12 protein-coding genes are annotated in these 16225 nt (G+C 74.6%); 4 read left to right on the top strand and 8 right to left on the bottom strand.

Annotation, left to right across the window (positions count from 1 at the left end; genetic code table 11):
- Positions 1–238 precede the first annotated feature (238 nt).
- Positions 239–1630 carry a transcriptional regulator gene (locus AB0A97_RS32890; protein ID WP_361156891.1) on the top strand — a complete coding sequence of 464 codons (1392 nt, stop codon included), beginning with the start codon at positions 239–241 and terminating at the stop codon, positions 1628–1630.
- Between the two features lie 122 nt (positions 1631–1752).
- On the opposite strand, the gene AB0A97_RS32885 is transcribed toward AB0A97_RS32890, so the two are convergent.
- Positions 1753–2379: a hypothetical protein gene (locus AB0A97_RS32885; RefSeq protein WP_361156889.1), complete on the bottom strand. Its 627-nt coding sequence runs from the start codon at positions 2377–2379 to the stop codon at positions 1753–1755.
- 87 nt (positions 2380–2466) lie between these two features.
- On the opposite strand from AB0A97_RS32885, the gene AB0A97_RS32880 reads away from it, so the two are divergent.
- On the top strand, positions 2467–3999 hold the full coding sequence (locus AB0A97_RS32880; RefSeq protein WP_361156887.1) for a hypothetical protein: 1533 nt from the start codon (positions 2467–2469) through the stop codon (positions 3997–3999).
- An 85-nt stretch (positions 4000–4084) separates the two neighbouring features.
- On the opposite strand, the gene AB0A97_RS32875 is transcribed toward AB0A97_RS32880, so the two are convergent.
- The 7 genes from AB0A97_RS32875 to AB0A97_RS32845 form a co-directional block, all read right to left on the bottom strand.
- Positions 4085–5167 carry an iron chelate uptake ABC transporter family permease subunit gene (locus AB0A97_RS32875; protein ID WP_361156884.1) on the bottom strand — a complete coding sequence of 361 codons (1083 nt, stop codon included), beginning with the start codon at positions 5165–5167 and terminating at the stop codon, positions 4085–4087.
- A complete protein-coding gene (locus tag AB0A97_RS32870) occupies positions 5164–6144 on the bottom strand; it encodes an iron chelate uptake ABC transporter family permease subunit (RefSeq protein WP_361157137.1) in 981 nt (326 codons plus the stop codon). Before AB0A97_RS32870 ends, AB0A97_RS32875 begins: the two co-directional genes overlap by 4 nt.
- 77 nt (positions 6145–6221) lie before the next feature.
- Entirely contained in the window at positions 6222–6851 is a 630-nt protein-coding gene (gene rfbC / locus AB0A97_RS32865; RefSeq protein WP_361156882.1) for a dTDP-4-dehydrorhamnose 3,5-epimerase, read from the bottom strand.
- Positions 6839–7726, bottom strand: a complete 888-nt coding sequence (gene rfbD, locus AB0A97_RS32860) for a dTDP-4-dehydrorhamnose reductase (RefSeq protein WP_361156879.1) — start codon at positions 7724–7726, stop codon at positions 6839–6841. The genes rfbC and rfbD overlap by 13 nt, the downstream gene beginning before the upstream one ends.
- On the bottom strand, positions 7723–8739 hold the full coding sequence (gene rfbB, locus AB0A97_RS32855) for a dTDP-glucose 4,6-dehydratase (RefSeq protein ID WP_361156876.1): 1017 nt from the start codon (positions 8737–8739) through the stop codon (positions 7723–7725). The genes rfbD and rfbB overlap by 4 nt, the downstream gene beginning before the upstream one ends.
- A gap of 53 nt (positions 8740–8792) precedes the next feature.
- Complete coding sequence (locus tag AB0A97_RS32850; RefSeq protein ID WP_361156874.1) at positions 8793–9860, bottom strand: glucose-1-phosphate thymidylyltransferase; 1068 nt, start codon at positions 9858–9860, stop codon at positions 8793–8795.
- 7 nt (positions 9861–9867) lie between these two features.
- Complete coding sequence (locus AB0A97_RS32845; RefSeq protein ID WP_361156871.1) at positions 9868–13518, bottom strand: ABC transporter ATP-binding protein; 3651 nt, start codon at positions 13516–13518, stop codon at positions 9868–9870.
- A gap of 157 nt (positions 13519–13675) precedes the next feature.
- Between AB0A97_RS32845 and AB0A97_RS32840 the strand changes: the two genes are divergently transcribed.
- Together AB0A97_RS32840 and fes are read left to right on the top strand one after the other, a co-directional pair.
- Complete coding sequence (locus tag AB0A97_RS32840) at positions 13676–14839, top strand: nucleotide disphospho-sugar-binding domain-containing protein (protein ID WP_361156869.1); 1164 nt, start codon at positions 13676–13678, stop codon at positions 14837–14839.
- Positions 14836–16206 (top strand): enterochelin esterase, encoded by a 1371-nt coding sequence (gene fes, locus AB0A97_RS32835; RefSeq protein WP_361156866.1) that lies wholly within the window; start codon positions 14836–14838, stop codon positions 16204–16206. Before AB0A97_RS32840 ends, fes begins: the two co-directional genes overlap by 4 nt.
- The last annotated feature ends 19 nt before the right edge of the window (positions 16207–16225 follow it).

The raw sequence follows: 16225 nt of genomic DNA, 5'->3' as shown, positions 1-16225 counted from the left end.
AGGAGCCGAGACCGTGAGGCAGTACCCGGGACCGGAGCGACAGGACGTGCCGGACACCGCAATCCGGCGGAGCGATCCGCCGGCCGGCCGACCCGATCGCCACAACCCGGAAATGTCAAGGCTTCGGCGGACATGACGCACATCCGAGATATCCCGGATATCCGGCATATGCGTGGGGAATTGGTCCACGGGTACGGCGTTCGCTGGTGAACGCGCAGCAGTAATCAGGGGGTGCAGTATGGCCGCCAGGCCACTCGTCGCGCGGCAGCCGAACGAACGGCTGCAGGCGCTCATCCAGGAAGCCGCCTGTTCCAACGCCGGACTCGCCCGCCGCGTCAACATGTGCGGCGCCGAACACGGCCTCGACCTGCGCTACGACAAGACCTCCGTCGCCCGCTGGCTGCGCGGCCAGCAGCCGCGCGGCCGGGCCCCCGCCATCATCGCGGAGGCGCTGGGCCGCAAACTCGGGCGGACGGTCACCATCGACGAGATCGGGATGGCCGACGGCAAGAACCTCGCGTCCGGTGTGGGCCTGCAGTTCTCGCCCACCGTCCTCGGTGCCATCGAGCAGGTCTGCGAGCTGTGGCGCAGCGACGTCGGCCGGCGCGACTTCCTGAGCGGCTCCACCGTGGCCGCCTCCGCGCTGGTCGAACCGAGCAGGGACTGGCTCATCACCAGTGCCGACCCGCAGGTCGCGCGCAACGCCGGGGCGCGGGTGGGCATCTCGGACGTCGAAGCCGTACGGGCCATGACCACGGCCCTGGGCGAGCTGGACCACCGCTACGGCAGCGGCCATGTCCGGCCGGTCGTCGTCCACTACCTCAACAGCGTCGTCTCCGGGCTGCTGGCCGGCTCGTACCGCGAGTCGGTCGGCCGCGAACTGTTCGCGTCGGTCGCCCGGCTGACGGAACTGGGCGGCTACATGGCCGTCGACACCGGCCAGCCGGGGCTGGCGCAGCGCTACTACATCCAGGCGCTACGGCTGGCGCAGGCGGCCGGCGACCGCGGGTACGGCGGCTACGTGCTGGCCGCCAGCATGAGCCACCTCGCCGCCTCGCTCGGAAACCCCCGGGAGATCGCGCAGCTCGCGAAGGCCGCCCAGGAAGGAGCGCGGGGACACGTCACGCCGCGTGCGGAGGCGATGTTCTTCGCGGCGGAGGCGCGCGGGCACGCGTTGATGGGTGACGCGCGCGCCTTCCAGGTCGTGGCGGGCCGGGCGGTGGGCGCCATGGAACGCGCCGTCGGCTCCTCCGGGGCCGGCGACGACCCGGTGTGGATCTCGCACTTCGACGAGGCGTACCTCGCCGACGAACTCGCGCACTGCCATCGTGACTTGGGCCAGGCGGGCGCGGCGCGCCAGCGCGCTCAGGAAGCGGTGGACGGGCACCCCGAAGGACGGGCGCGGCGGCGCGCCATCGGGCTGGTGCTGCTGGCCAGCGCGCAGGTGCAGCAGCGCGAGATCGAGCAGGCGTGCCACACGGGCACCCAGGCCATCGAGTTGCTGAGCGGGCTGCGGTCGAACCGCGGCGCGGAGTATCTGGAGGACTTCCAGTTGCGGCTGGAGCCGTACCGGGACGAGCCGGTGGTGCGGGAGTTCGGTGCCCGGCTGGAATTGCGGGCAGCCGCGTAGCGGATTCGCGGCCCGCGGCAGCCGGGGGAGGGCCTGTCGGCGCCCGGGCCGCCTCGTCCTTCTCCGCCGGGCGGACCGCGCAGGGTCCGCCCGGCGGGCCCTCCCGAACTGCCACAGGGGCCTCAGAAGGGCCTGGAAGGCCCTTGTGGGGCGTTAAGGGTGGGTGGTGACCAGGGGACATGGTCGAACGAGACTGCGACCCGGTAGCGTGAGCCGACGCTTCCGTAAGTCAGCAGATCGTAGGAGTCCCGGTGACGCAGAGCGGACAGGGCAACGACCCGCACTATCCTGCGGGCGAGCCCGCGCGAGAGGGCGTTGTGCTGCCCGCTCACGGTGATCCGTGGGTCCCCGGCCAGCAGGCCGCACCGCCCGCGGGCCAGCCTTGGGGGCAGCCCTGGGGGCCCGAGCAGCAGCAGACGCCGGGCGCGCAGCCGGTGCAGGGACAGCCGGTTCAAGGCCAGCCGGTGCAGGGCCAGCCGGTGCAGGGACAGTCGATACCGGGGCAGCCGGTTCAGGCTCCGCCGGTTGCGGGGCAATTGGGGCAGGGGCCCTCGTACGGCGGTCAGCAGGCGCCCGGTCAGCCGCACGGTCAGCAGCAGCCGCAGTACGGTCAGCAGCAGTCGCAGTACGGCCAGGAGCAACCGTCGCCGTACGGCCGGCAGCAGCCGCCTCCCGCCCAGCAGCAGCCGTACGGGCAGGAGCCTTTCGCCCAGTACCCGCCTGCCCAGCCGATGCCCCCGGCGCCCCAAGCTCCTTCAGGCCCTCCGACGCCGCCGCCCGCGCAGCCGCCGCAGCAGCAGCCGTTCCAGCAGCATCAGCCCCCGGGCGCCGCGCCTATGCCGCCGCCCGCGCAGCCCCCGCAGAACCCGGGGCAGCAGCCGGACCAGGGCCCTGCCCCGGACATGGAAGCGACCGCGCTGATGTCCCCGATGTCCGGAGTGTCCCCGCTCGGCCCGCAGCCCGGGGGCCAGCAGGGCCAGTCCGGCCACCCCGGCCAGCAGGGCCAGCCCATCCAGCAGGGCCACCCCGGCCACCCTGGACAGCAGCCCCGGCCCGGCCAACTCGTCCCCGCGACGCCGCAGGCCGGTGCGCCGATGCCGCCCGCCGCCGGTGACCCGGAGTCGACCGCGCTGCTGCGGCCCATCGGCGCACAGCAGCCGCAGCAGGGCCAGACAGGTGGCGGCACGCAGGGCGGGCAGCCCGGCCCGATGCCCGGTGCCGCGCCGATGCCGCCGGCGGCCGGCGGTCCTGCGGGCGGCCGTCCCGAGACGCCCGGTGAGTCCACCCGTACGCTGCGCGCGATCAAGCCGAACGGCCCGCGGCCCGACGCGGCCCGATCCGCCCAGCCCGCCCCATCCGCCCAGCCGGCGCCGCCCGGCGCCGACTCCGAGGCCACCCAGTTCCTACCGCCGATCGGTCCCGGCACTCCGCCGCCCGGCGCCCCCTTCGGCGCACAACCCGCAGGGCCGGCACACCCCGGCGCCCCCGGCGACCGCCCGACCCCGGCCGAGTTCGAGGGCCTCTTCCGTTCCGGCCCCGGTGGCGCCGCCCCGGCCGCAGCGCCGGGCGCTGTCCCGGACGCCACCGCGCAACTGCCCCGCTTCGACGAGCCGGAGCAGCAGCCGGGGCCGTACGGTCAGCAGCCCTTCGGCGGCCGCCCGCAGTTCGACCAGTACGCGCCGCAGGCGGACCACGGGCCGGACGGCGGCGGACGGCGTCGGCGTTTCGCGCCCGCCGCGATCATCGGTGTCGCCGTGGTGGCCCTGGCGGGCGCCGGGCTCGGCGTCGGCTGGGCGCTCAGCGGGGGCGGTGACGACGGGCCCGCCGAGAAGAAGCAGGAGTCCGCCGGTGCGTCCGGCGCCGCGAAGGACGAGGCGGACGGCAAGGACACCAAGCCGTCACCGTCCGCCGACCCGGTGGCAGCGCAGGCGAAGGGTCTCGACGCGCTGCTGAAGGACAGCAACAACAGCCGTGCCGCCGTGATCGGCGCGGTCAAGAGCATCAAGTCGTGCGACAACCTCGACGCGGCGGCCAAGGACCTCCGGGACGCCGCGAAGCAGCGCAACGACCTGGTGAGCCGACTGGCCGCGCTCCCCGTCGACAAGCTGCCCGGCAGCGGTGAGCTGACCGCCTCGCTCAACGAGGCGTGGAAGTCCTCCGCCTCGGCCGACAACCACTACGCGGCCTGGGCCGGGCAGGTGAAGGGCAAGAAGGGCTGCCCCAAGGGCAAGGCCCGGGGCGGCAAGGAGCCCGCCCAGGGCAACGCGGACAGCGGCCGGGCCACGAAGGCCAAGCAGCAGGCGGCGAAGCTCTGGAACCCGATCGCGCAGAAGTACGGCCTGACGGAGCGCCGCCCGGAACAGCTCTGACGGGCGGCCCCCGGCCCGTCAGCGGCCGGCGCGGACCGGTCGGCCCCTCACGGACAGGCCGGCCCCTCACGGACCGGCCGGACCTTCACAACTTCCCCGACCTCCTCTCCAGGAACAGCAGCCACGCCAGGTACACGCCCCCGCCCACCCCCGTGATCACGCCCACCGGCAGGATGCCCGTACCGGAGACGCGCTGCGCCGACCAGTCGGCGAGGGTGACCAGGACGGCGCCCATCCAGGCGGCGGGCAGGACGTTGGGGCCGGGGGAGCGGGTGAGGCGGCGGGCCAGTTGGGGTGCGGCGAGCGCGACGAAGGGGATCGGTCCGGCGGCGGCGACGGCGAGTGCCGTCAGGCCGGTGCCGGTGGCGAGGAGGGCCAGGCGGCTGCGTTCGGGGGCGACGCCGAGCGCGGCCGCGGTGTCGTCGCCCATCTCCAGCAGGGAGAGCCGCCGGGCCAGCGCCAGGACGGCGGGTGCCAGGGCGACGACGCCGAGGGCGGCCACGCTCACGTCGGGCCAGCCGCGGCCGTTGAGGCTGCCGATCATCCAGGTGGCGGCTTCGGCGGCCTTGCCGATGTCGGCCCGTACGTACAGGTAGCTGGTGAGCGAGCCGAGGACCGCCGAGCCGCCGATGCCGACGAGCACCAGGCGGTAGCCGTGCACGCCGCGCTTCCAGGCCAGCAGGTAGACGGCGGCGGCGGTGGCCAGTCCGCCGGCCACCGCGCCGAGGGCGATCTGCGCGGTGCCGGCCTCCAGGAGGATGACGGAGACGAGGGCGCCGGCCGAGGCGCCGCTGCCGAAGCCGATGACGTCGGGGCTGCCCAGCGGGTTGCGAGCCAGCGACTGGAAGACCGCGCCGCTCATGCCCATCGCGAATCCGGCCAGCAGCCCGTCCAGCACCCGGGGCAGCCGCAGGTCGACCACGACGAAGTCCGCGCCGGGCGGCCCGTCCCCGAAGAGGGTGGCGACGACTTCGCCGGGGCTGAGGCGGTAGCTGCCCATGCCCAGCGACAGGACGGCCACCAGGGTGCCGGTCAGCGCCAGTGCCGCGCAGACCAGCAGGGCGCGGCGGCCCAGCCGCAGGGACAGTCCGCCTCGGGTGCGCAGGACGGTGGGACGGGGCGCCGTGCGGCGCGCGGGGGAGGTGCGGGAGGTGCGTACGGCGGTCATAGCTGGGCCACCTTCCGGCGGCGGACGAGGTGGATGAAGAGCAGGCCGCCGAAGAACGCGGTGACGACCCCGACCTCGATCTCGGCCGGCGGCACCAGCACCCGGCCGATGATGTCCGACCCCAGGAGCAGGACCGGCGCGAAGACGGCGCAGTACGGGAACAGCCACCGGTTGTCGGGGCCGCAGAAAGCCCGTACCGCGTGCGGGATCATCAGGCCGATGAAACCGATCGGCCCGCACACGGCGGTCGCGGCGCCGGACAGCAGGGTGATGGCGACGATGGACAGCACCCGGGTGCGGCCCAGCCGGGCGCCGAGCGAGCGGGCGGTGTCCTCGCCCAGGGCGACCGCGTTCAGCGGGCGGGCCACCGCCAGCGCGAGGACGGCGCCGGCCAGCAGGAACGGCAGCGCGGTCAGCAGCAGGTCGCCGCGGCGGCCGGTGAGGGTGCCGATCGACCAGTGCCGCATGGTCTCCAGGGCACCCAGGTCCGTCAGTTGCAGGCCGTTGACGTAGCCGAAGAGGGCGGCGTTGACCGCGGTGCCCGCCAGGGCCAGCCGTACGGGGGTGGCTGCCCGGCTGCCGCCGAGGGCGTTGACCAGGACGGCCGCCACACCGGCGCCGGCCAGCGCGAACCACAGGTAGCCGGTGAAGGAGGTGATGCCCAGCACGCTGATCGCGGTGACCACGGCGGCCGAGGCGCCCGCGTTGACTCCGAGGAGGCCGGGGTCGGCCAGCGGGTTGCGGGTGAGGGACTGCATCACGGCGCCGGCCAGGCCGAGGGCGGCGCCCGCCGCGACGCCCAGAGCGGTACGGGGCAGCCGCAGTTCCCGCACGATCCGGTCGTCGGCCGTCCCCGTCGATTCGAACAGGCCGTGCCACACCTGGTCGAGGGGGATGGCCTTGGCGCCCACGGCGATGCTCACCAGGACGACGACGGCCAGCAGCGCCAGTCCCAGCAGCAGCCCGCCGGCCCGCAGTACGCGGCGTCCCGCGGGCGGTGCGGGCTCGGCTTCCGGGGCGGGGGCTCCGGTGCGCGCCGCGGTCGCCGTCGTCGTCACGCCGCGCTGCCTTCCCGTTCGGCGGTCCGTTCGGCGGCCCGGACGGTTGCCCGATGACGTACGCACTCCTCGTACGACGGCAGCAGCCCCTGCCGCTCGGCCTCCTCCAGGGTGGGCGCGGCGGCGTCCTTGGCGGACAGCAGCGGGGTGACCCCGGCGGGCCAGTCGATGCCCAGGGCCGGGTCCAGCGGGTGGACGCCGTGTTCGCGCTGCGGCTGGTAGCCCGTGGAGCAGAGGTAGACCACGGTGGCGTCGTCGGACAGGGCCATGAAGGCGTGGCCGAGCCCTTCGGAGAGGTAGACCGCGCTGAGCCCGTCCTCGTCCAGCGGTACGGCCTCCCAGGCGCGGTAGGTGGGGGAGCCGGTCCGCAGGTCCACCACCACGTCCAGGACGGCGCCGCGTACGCAGGTGACGTACTTGGCCTGGCCGGGCGGCACCTCGCTGAAGTGCACGCCGCGCAGCACACCGCGGCGGGAGACGGAGCAGTTGGCCTGCGCCAGTATCGGGGTGCGCCCGGTGGCGCCGGTGAACTCCGGCTGGGTGAACCATTCGTGGAAGGAGCCCCGGTCGTCCCGGTGGACGAGGGGTTCGCGGACCCAGGCTCCTTCGATGCTCAGCGGGCGCATGAGACGGCTCCTTCCAGTGCGGCGGTCACCCGGGTGAACTCGGCGGCGAGCGCGTCGCGCCAGTGCCGGGGCGCGGGCAGCCCGGCGGCGGCCCAGCGGTCGTGGCCCAGCACGCTCCAGGCGGGGCGGCGGGCGGGCCGGTTCAGGGTGGTGCTGTCGGTGGGCCGGACGTGGTCCGGGTCGGCTCCGGCCAGCCGGAAGACCTCGCGGGCCAGTCCGTACCAGGTGGTCGTGCCGCCGGTGGTGGCGTGGAAGACGCCGGCGCGGGCGGGCCCGCGCCCGAGGGCGAGCAGCCGCCCGGCGACGTCGCGGGCCGGAGTGGGCTGGCCGGTCTGGTCGTCCACGACGTCCACGGTGGCGCCGCGCACGGCGCGTTCGGCCATGGCGCGGACGAAGTTGCGGCCGTGGGCGCCGTAGAGCCAGGCGGTGCGGACGACGGTGCCGGTGTGCGGCAGTTCGGCCAGGACGGCCTGTTCCCCGGCGAGTTTGCTGCGGCCGTAGGCGGTGCGGGGCCCGGTCGGCGCGCCTTCGGTGTACGGGGTGGTGGCGTCGCCCGAGAAGACGTAGTCGGTGGACACGTGCAGCAGCCGGGTGCCGGTGCCGGCACAGGCGCGGGCCAGTCCGCGCACCGCGTCGGCGTTGATGCGGTGCGCCTGTTCCTCGTGGGTCTCGGCGCCGTCCACGTCGGTGTACGCGGCGCAGTTGACGACCACGGCCGGGCGGACGCGGCGCAGGGCGGACGCCACGGCGCGGGTGTCGGTGAGGTCCAGGGTCCGGCGGTCCAGGGGGAGCGCGCACACGCCTTCGGCGGCCAGCATGCGGGAGACCTCGCGGCCGAGCATGCCGCCCGCGCCGGTGATCAGCCAGCGGTTCACCGGGCGGCACCCCCCAGGGCAGGTGCGGCGGTGGTGCCGTCGGCCGGGGGCGCCCACCGTTCGGGGCGGTCGCGGTACCAGGCGACGGTCTCGGCGAGTCCGTCGTCGAAGGAGCGCCGGGGGACGTAACCGAGTTCGGTACGGATCTTCGTCCAGTCCACGGAGTAGCGCCGGTCGTGGCCCTTGCGGTCGGTGACGTGGTCGACCCGGTCCCAGTCGGCGCCGCAGGCGGCGAGGAGGCGTTCGGTGAGGTCCTTGTTGCTGAGTTCGGTGCCGCCGCCGATGTTGTAGACCTCGCCGGGCCGGCCGCCCTCCAGGACCAGGCGCAGCGCCCGGCAGTGGTCGTCGACGTGCAGCCAGTCGCGGACGTTGAGCCCGTCGCCGTACAGCGGGACGCGCCCGCCCGCCAGCAGGCGGCTGACGAACAGCGGGACGACCTTCTCGGGGTGCTGGTAGGGGCCGTAGTTGTTGGAGCAGCGGGTCACCGAGACGTCGAGGCCGTGGGTGCGGTGGTGGGCGAGGGCGAGCAGGTCGGAGCCGGCCTTGCTGGCGGAGTAGGGCGAGTTGGGCGCCAGGGGCTCGTGCTCGGTCCAGGAGCCTTCCGCGATCGAGCCGTACACCTCGTCGGTGGAGACGTGGACGAAGCGGGCGATGCGGTGGCGCACCGCGGATTCCAGGAGGACCTGGGTGCCCAGGACGTTGGTGGAGGCGAAGTCGGTGCCGCCCGCGATGGAGCGGTCCACGTGCGACTCGGCGGCGAAGTGCACCACCGCGTCGTGGTCGGCCAGCAGGTCGTCCACCAGTGGCCGGTCGCGGATGTCGCCGTGCACGAAGGTGTACCGCGGATCGTCCGCCACGGGCCGGAGGTTGGCGCGGTCGCCCGCGTAGGTCAGGGCGTCCAGCACGGTGACGACGTGCGGTCCGGTGCCGTCGCCGGGGCCTTCGGGGGTGAGCAGGGTGCGGACGAAGTGGGAGCCGATGAAACCGGCTCCGCCGGTGACGAGGATTCTCAAGGCGTCAGTCCAAGAAAAGGGAAAGGGGGCGGGGGCGCGCGGAGGGCCGGGGCTCAGGGCGCTATCTGCACCTGACTGTGGTCGCCGAGCACCAGGCGGTGCGCGCGGGGTGCGCGGGCGGCGCCGCTCATGCGGACCATGCGGCCGATGAGCGATCCCTCGATCCGGCCGGCGTTCTCGATGCGGGAGTCGCCCAGGACGATGGAGAACTCCACCTCGCTGCCGCTGATCAGGCACCCGTCGGCGACGGAGGTGGAGGGGCCGATGTAGGAGTCGCGGACGACGCTGCCCGCGCCGATGACGGCCGGTCCCACGATCCGGGACCGTACGACGCTGGCCCCGGCCTCGATGCGGACCCGGCCGACCAGTTCGCTGGCGTCGTCCACGTCGCCGAGGACGGCGGGCGGCAGGTCTTCCAGCACCGTGCGGTTGACCTCCAGCATGTCGGTGGCGTTGCCGGTGTCCTTCCAGTAGCCGGAGATGACCGTGGACTGGACGGTGCGGCCGGCGTCGACCAGCCACTGGAGGGCGTCGGTGATCTCCAGTTCGCCGCGCGCCGAGGGCTCGATGGCCCGTACGGCGTCGTGCACACCCGGCGTGAAGAGGTAGACGCCGACCAGCGCCAGGTCGCTGCGCGGGTTGCTCGGCTTCTCCTCCAGGCGCACGACGTCCCCTTCGGGGCTGAGCTCGGCGACGCCGAAGGCGCTGGGGTCGGGGACCTTGGTGAGCAGGATGCGGGCGTCGGGGCGGGTCTCGCGGAACTCGTCGACGAGTTCCGCGATGCCGCCGACGACGAAGTTGTCGCCCAGGTACATCACGAAGTCGTCGTCGCCGAGCCATTCGCGGGCGATCAGGACGGCGTGCGCCAGGCCGAGGGGCTGTTCCTGGGGGAGGTAGGTGACGCGGGCGCCGAAGCGAGAGCCGTCGCCCACGGCCGTACGGATCTCCGCCGCGGTGTCGCCGACGATGATGCCGATGTCGGTGACGCCCGCTGCGACCAGGGACTCGATGCCGTAGAAGAGCACCGGCTTGTTGGCGACGGGGACGAGCTGCTTGGCGGCGGTGTGGGTGATGGGCCGCAGCCTGCTGCCGGTGCCTCCGGAGAGGACAAGTGCCTTCATGAGCGGGTCATCCTTGGGTGAGGGGGGCGGGTTCGGCGGCGGTCGCGTGGTGGTGCCACAGCCGGGCGTACAGGCCGTCGGCGTCGAGGAGCTGCTGGTGGGAGCCCTGCTCGGCGATCCGTCCGGCGTCCAGGACGACGATCCGGTCGGCCCGTGCGGCGGTGGCCAGGCGGTGGGCGACCAGGACGGTGGTGCGGCCGTCGGCGAGCCGGTCCCCGGCGTCCAGCACGGTGCGTTCGGTGGCCGGGTCGAGGGCGGCGGTGGCCTCGTCGAGCAGCAGCAGGCCGGGGTCGACGAGGTGGGCGCGGGCCAGTGCGACGAGCTGGCGCTGGCCCGCGGACAGGCGCTGGCCGCGTTCGCCGACGGGCTGGCGGAAGCCGTACGGCTGGGCGGCGACCGCGGGCAGCGCGCCCACGGCGCGCACGGCCGCCTCGACCTCCTGGTCGGTGGCGTCGGGCCGTCCGTAGCGGACGTTGTCGGCGATGTCGCCGGTGAACAGGTGGGCTTCCTGGGGGACGACGCCCAGCAGCCGCCGGTAGGCGGGCGGGTCGTAGGCACGGACGTCCACCCCGTCCACCAGCACCTGTCCCTCGGTCGCGTCGTGGAAGCGGGCGAGCAGCTTGACGACGGTGGACTTGCCGGCGCCGGTCGCGCCGACGAGCGCGACCGTCTCGCCGGGCTCGATGCGCAGGCTGACCCGGTCGAGCGAGGCCCGCTCGGCCCCCGGGTATCGGAGGGTGACGTCGCGCAGTTCGATCGGGCCGCGCAGCCGGTCCGGTACGGGCGCGGGGTCGGCGGCGGATCGTACGGACGGCTCGACGCGCAGCAGTTCCATCGTGCGGCGCAGGCCGACGGACGCCTGCTGGTAGCTGTCGAAGGCGAGCGAGAGCTGCTGGATCGGCGAGAAGAACATGCCGAGGAAGAGGGTGAAGGCGACCAGCACGCCGGGGCTGAGGCCGCCGTCCGCGACCCGGTACGCGCCGAACAGCAGGACGGTGGCCTTGGCGAGTTCGGCGGTGAGGTTGACGCAGGGGAAGTACACGGCGGCGTAGCGCTGGGCGCGCAGCCGGGCGGCGCGATAGCTCTCGGAGAGCTTGCCGAACGCCTCGGCGGTCCGGCCCTCACGGCTCTGGGACTGGGCGACGCGCAGGCCCGAGACGTTCTCCTGGAGGCTGGAGTTGACCTCGCCGACGCGCTTGCGGGCATCGGTGTACGCGGCGGAGGACAGCCGCCAGAAGACGGCGGTGGCGACGGCGATCAGGGGGACGAGGGCGAGCGCGGTCAGGGCCAGCGGCAGGTCGACGGCGAGCATCGCCAGCACCGCGCCGCACAGGGTGGCCAGCGCGGCCACCGAGGTCAGCAGGTGGGTCTGGAGGAAGGCGGAGAGCGCGTCGATGTCGTTGACCATGGCGGTCATGATCTGGCCGCCGCGTTCGCGTTCGTAGAAGTCCAGGCCGAGCCGCTGGAGGTGGGCGAAGGTTTTCACCCGTAGCCCGTACAGCACCCGTTCCCCGGCCCGCCGGGTGATGCGCGCCTGGAGGGAGAGCACACCCCAGCCGAGGGCGACGACGAGCAGGGCGGTCAGGACGGTCGTGGCGAGCGCGCCGCCGTCGCCCGTGCCGACCCCGGCGTCCAGACCGTGCCGGACGAGGAGGGGCAGGGCGAGGGAGGCGAGGGAGTCGGCGACGACGAGCAGCAGGCCGAGGAGCAGGGCGGTGCGTACGGGGGCGAGCAGCCGCCGGAAGCGGGCGTCGGGGTCGGGGGCGCGCAGCCGGGCCTCGTCCAGGCGCGGGTCCTCGGTGGTCTCCTCGGCCGTGCTCCGGTCCGCGTCGGCGGGGGGCTCGGGCCAGAGGTCCGGGGTGACGCCCCGGTCGCCGGTGTGCGGGTCGGCGGTGACGCGTACGTCGAGGGAGTCGCCGGGCCCGGCCAGAAGCTCGCGGAACAGCGGGCAGCGTGCGGTCAGTTCGTCCTGGGTGCCGGTGTCCACCACGCGGCCGTCGTCCAGGACGGCGATGCGGTCGGCGAGCTGGAGGGTGGAGCGGCGGTGTGCGATCAGCAGGGTCGTACGGTCGCCGGTGACGGCGCGCAGGGTGCGGTGGATGGCGGCCTCGGTGCCGGCGTCCACGGCGGAGGTCGCGTCGTCCAGGACGAGTACCCGCGGGTCGGCCAGCAGGGCGCGGGCCAGCACCACGCGCTGCCGTTGCCCGCCGGAGAGCGTCAGTCCGCGCTCGCCGACCTCGGTGGCGTAGCCGTCGGGCAGCGCGGCGATGAACTCGTGTGCCTCGGCGGCCTCGGCGGCGGCCCTGACCTGCTCGTCCGTGGCGTCCGGACGGCCGTAGGCGATGTTGTCGCGGACCGAGCAGGAGAACAGGAACGGTTCTTCGAAGACCACACCGATGGTGGCGCGGAGGCCGGCGAGGGACAGTTCGCGGATGTCGGCGGCCGCACCGGGCGGGCCGACGTGCACGGAGCCGGCCTGCGGGTCGTAGAAGCGGGGGAGCAGCAGGGAGACGGTGGATTTTCCGGAGCCCGACGGGCCGACCAGGGCGAGTGTCTCGCCGGGCCGTACGGTCAGGGACGTGCCGTCGAGGACGGGGTCGCTGGGCGCGTATCCGAAGCGCACGTCGCGCAGTTCCAGGCCGACGGGGCCGTCGGGCAGGGCGACGGGGTTTTCCGGTTCGGTGATCTCCGGCCGGGCGTCGATGAGTTCGTTGACGCGTTCGGCGGCGGCGCGCGCCTGCTGGGCGGTGACCAGGAAGCTGGCGAACAGCCGGGCGGGCCCGGCCAGCAGCGCCATGTAGGCGGCGAAGGCGAGGAAGGTGCCCAGTCCGATGGTGCCGCGCAGCGCCAGCCAGCCGCCGAGGGCGAGGACACCGACCTGGCCGAGCGCGGGCAGCGCGGCGAGGGTGGCGGTGGCGCCGGCCTGGATGCGCGCCACGCGCATCCGCCGTCCGAACAGGCCGCGGGCGGCGCGTGCCAGCCGGTCGGTCTCACGGTCCTCCTGGCCGAAGCCCTTGACCACCCGTACGCCGGTGACGGCCTCCTCGACCTGCTCGGCGACCTGGGCGGCGCCGGCCTGTGCCGCGCGGGTGGCGGGGACGAGCCGGGCGCGGCTGCGGGCGGCGGCCCACGCGGTGGCGGGCACCACGGTCAGCGCGACGAGGGCGAGCGGGGCGCACAGCCAGAGCATCGCGCCGACGGCGACGAGGAAGAGGGCCGAGGTGCCGAGCGGGATCGGCAGCATCCCGAGCATGATCTGCACCTGGGTCAGGTCGCTGTTGGCGCGGGAGACCACCTGGCCGGTGCGGAGCGCGTCCTGTTTGACGCCGTCCAGGCGCTGGAGGGAGTCGAACACCTGGGTGCGCAGCCGGTGCTGGACACCGAGGGCGAGTTTTCCGGCGGCGTAGCGGCGGGTGAACTCGGCGCCGAACTGGACGAGCGCCAGGCCCGCCATCGCGGCGGCGAGCCAGCCGATGCGGCCGGTGCGACCTGCCACGGCGTCGTCGACGCCGAGCCGGGCCAGCAGCGGTCCGACCGCTTCAAGTCCCGTGCCGAACACGGAACTCACGGCGACCGCGAGGAGGAGTCGGGGATGGTGCCGGCACGCGGCGCCGAGCCTGCGTATCCAGCCGGGGGACGTTGTTGACCTGCTGAGCACGTGGTTAGCTTAGGCTTGCCTAAGTGCTTGGTCGTCACTCGGAGTGTGTGACCTGGCACACATGCACTCGCGACCCACCCGTTTCAGTCGTCCCGCCGTACCACCCGTGACCCGAGAGCGTCTTGACGGACCGTCGGGGAAGAAAGCAGGTAGTTCGATGCGTGTCCTGTTCGCCGGGCCCCCCTTCTTCGGGCTGCTCTACCCGATGGTCCCGCTGGCCCAGGCGTTCCGCGCCGCGGGCCACGACGTCCTCGTCGCCACCTGCGGACGGGCCGTCGGCCACACCGTCTCCGCCGGGCTGCCGGCCGTCGACTGCGCGCCCGGCATCGACCCCGACGCCCTGTACGCGGCCATGGAGAAGGGCCGCCAGGGCAAGCCCCCGGCCCCGGGCGAGCAGCGCACCGCCCCCAAGGGCAAGGGCTTCTCCTTCTTCAGCGAGGAGATGGCGGACACCATGGTCGACATCGCCCGTCAGTGGCGGCCCGACCTCGTCGTGCACACCCCCAACGGCGTCGTCGGCCAGCTCGTGGCCGCCGCCCTCGGCATCCCCTCGGTCGTGCACGCGGTCGGATTCGGCCACACCGGACGGCACGTCGCGATGATGAACGACGCCCTCGCCGACGGGTACGCCCGGCACGGCCTCACCGGCCCCGGCCCGGTCGCCGCCTGGCTCGACGTCACCCCGCCCGCCATGAGCGTCACCGCCGAACCGCACCGCCGCTACCTGCGCTACGTCCCGTACAACGGCGGCGGAGCGCTCCCGCGCTGGCTCTTCGAGGACCGCAAACGCCCCCGGATCGCGGTCACCCTCGGCACGGTCCGCCCGGTCGTGGACGGTGTCTCGCCCGTCGAGTGGGTCGTGGACGCCGCCCGCGTCACCGACGCCGAGTTCGTCCTCGCCCTCGGCGGCGCCGACCTGTCCGCGCTCGGCCCGCTCCCCGACAACGTCCGCCCCGTGGCGTGGACACCCCTGGGCGCGCTGCTCGCGGGCAGTGACGCCACCATCCACCACGGCGGCGCGGGCACCACCCTGACCGCCCTGGACTCCGGCCTGCCGCAGCTCGTCCTCGGCGAGGGCGCCGACCGGCCGGCCAACGCGGCGGCGGTCCGGAGGCGCGGGTGCGGTCTGGTGCCGGAGGACCCGGCCGCCCTCGCCGGGCCCGACCGCCCCGGGCGCGAACTGGTCCGCCGGCTCCTTGAGGACGAAGCGCTGGCCACCGCTGCCGGGGAGACGGCCGAGGAGATGGCCGTCATGCCCAGCCCTGCCGACGTCGTACCCCGGCTCGTCGAACTGGCCCTCTCCCAGGGAGTGAACAGATGACCCACGCGGACGGCATCCCAGCGACCGGCGCCCGCACCGCCCCGGCAGTCCCCGCCGGGCCGCCCCGCACCCCCCGGCCCCACCCGGCCGAGACCACGGACAGCCCGCGGGTACGGCGCCTGGCCGCCGAGCTGGCCGCGGCCGGGTCGGCACAGGCCCGTGCCGCGGTGCTGGACCGGTTCTGGGACGAGGTGAAAGCCCGCGGCACGCCACTGGCCGAACCGCTCGACGCCGACCCCGACCACCGCGCCGTCACCTTCCTGTGGCGCGGCGACCCCGCGACCCGCCAGGTGCTGCTGATGGTCAACCGGCTGATGGACCGCTCCGACCTGGCCGCCAGCCTGATGCGCCACCTGCCCGGTACGGACGTGTGGCACCTGACCTACCGTCTGCGCGGCGACCACCGCGGCTCGTACCGCATCGCCCCCGACACCGAGGGCCGGGCGCCGGACGACCTCGGCGCGCTGGCCGCCACCGGTGTCGGCGACCCCCTCAACCCCCGCACGATAGCCACCCGCTGGCACGGTCCGCCCGGCTCCGTCTTCGAACTCCCGCACGCCCCGCCCCGCCCGTGGACCCGCCCCGCGGGGCCCGGCGCCCCGCGCGGCACGGTACGGCGCCACCAGGTGACCAGCGCCGCGCTCGGCACGGAACGCGAGGTGTGGGTGTACGAGCCGTCGGCGCCCGGCGCGGGCCCCGGCGGGCGCACCGACACCCTCGTCCTGCTCGACGGCGACATGTGGTTCGGCCAACTGCACCTGGAGGACGCGCTCGACGGCCTCGTCGCCGACGGCGCGATCCCGCCGCTGACCGTGCTCGCCCCGCACGCCGTCGACAACGCCACCCGCGCCCGGGAACTCGGCGGCCACCCGGAGTACGTCACCTTCCTCGCCGAAGAGCTGCTGCCCTGGGCCGCCGGCCGGCTGCCGGTCGGCACGGATCCGGCGCGCACGGTCGTCGCCGGGCAGAGCCTGGGCGGACTCACCGCCCTGTACGCGGGGCACACGGCGCCGAAGCGTTTCGGCAACGTCCTGGCCCAGTCCCCCTCCCTGTGGTGGCGGCCCCCGGGCGAACCGGCCGAGGAGACCGCGTGGATCACCCGCCGCTACGCCGCGGGCGCACCGCGCGGCCTGCGGCTGCACCTGGAGGCCGGGCTGCACGAGTGGGGCATGCTCGAACAGACCCGTGACCTGCGCCAGAAGCTCCGCGCCGACGGTCACACCGTCACCGGCTCCGACTACAACGGCGGCCACGACTACGCCTGTTGGGCCGTCGGCCTGGCCCAGGGGCTGATCGCCCTGCTCGGCCCCGGCACGCCACCCGGCCGACGGGACACCGCCGCGCCCCCGGCCACCGGCACCCGCTGACCTCCCCCGAACTTTTCCG

The sequence above is a fragment of the Streptomyces sp. NPDC045470 genome (genome assembly GCF_040646595.1).
In the GTDB taxonomy this organism is placed as follows: domain Bacteria; phylum Actinomycetota; class Actinomycetes; order Streptomycetales; family Streptomycetaceae; genus Streptomyces.
The sequence above is the reverse complement of the archived record's forward strand: the minus strand, read 5'-3'. Positions and strand labels throughout refer to the sequence as shown.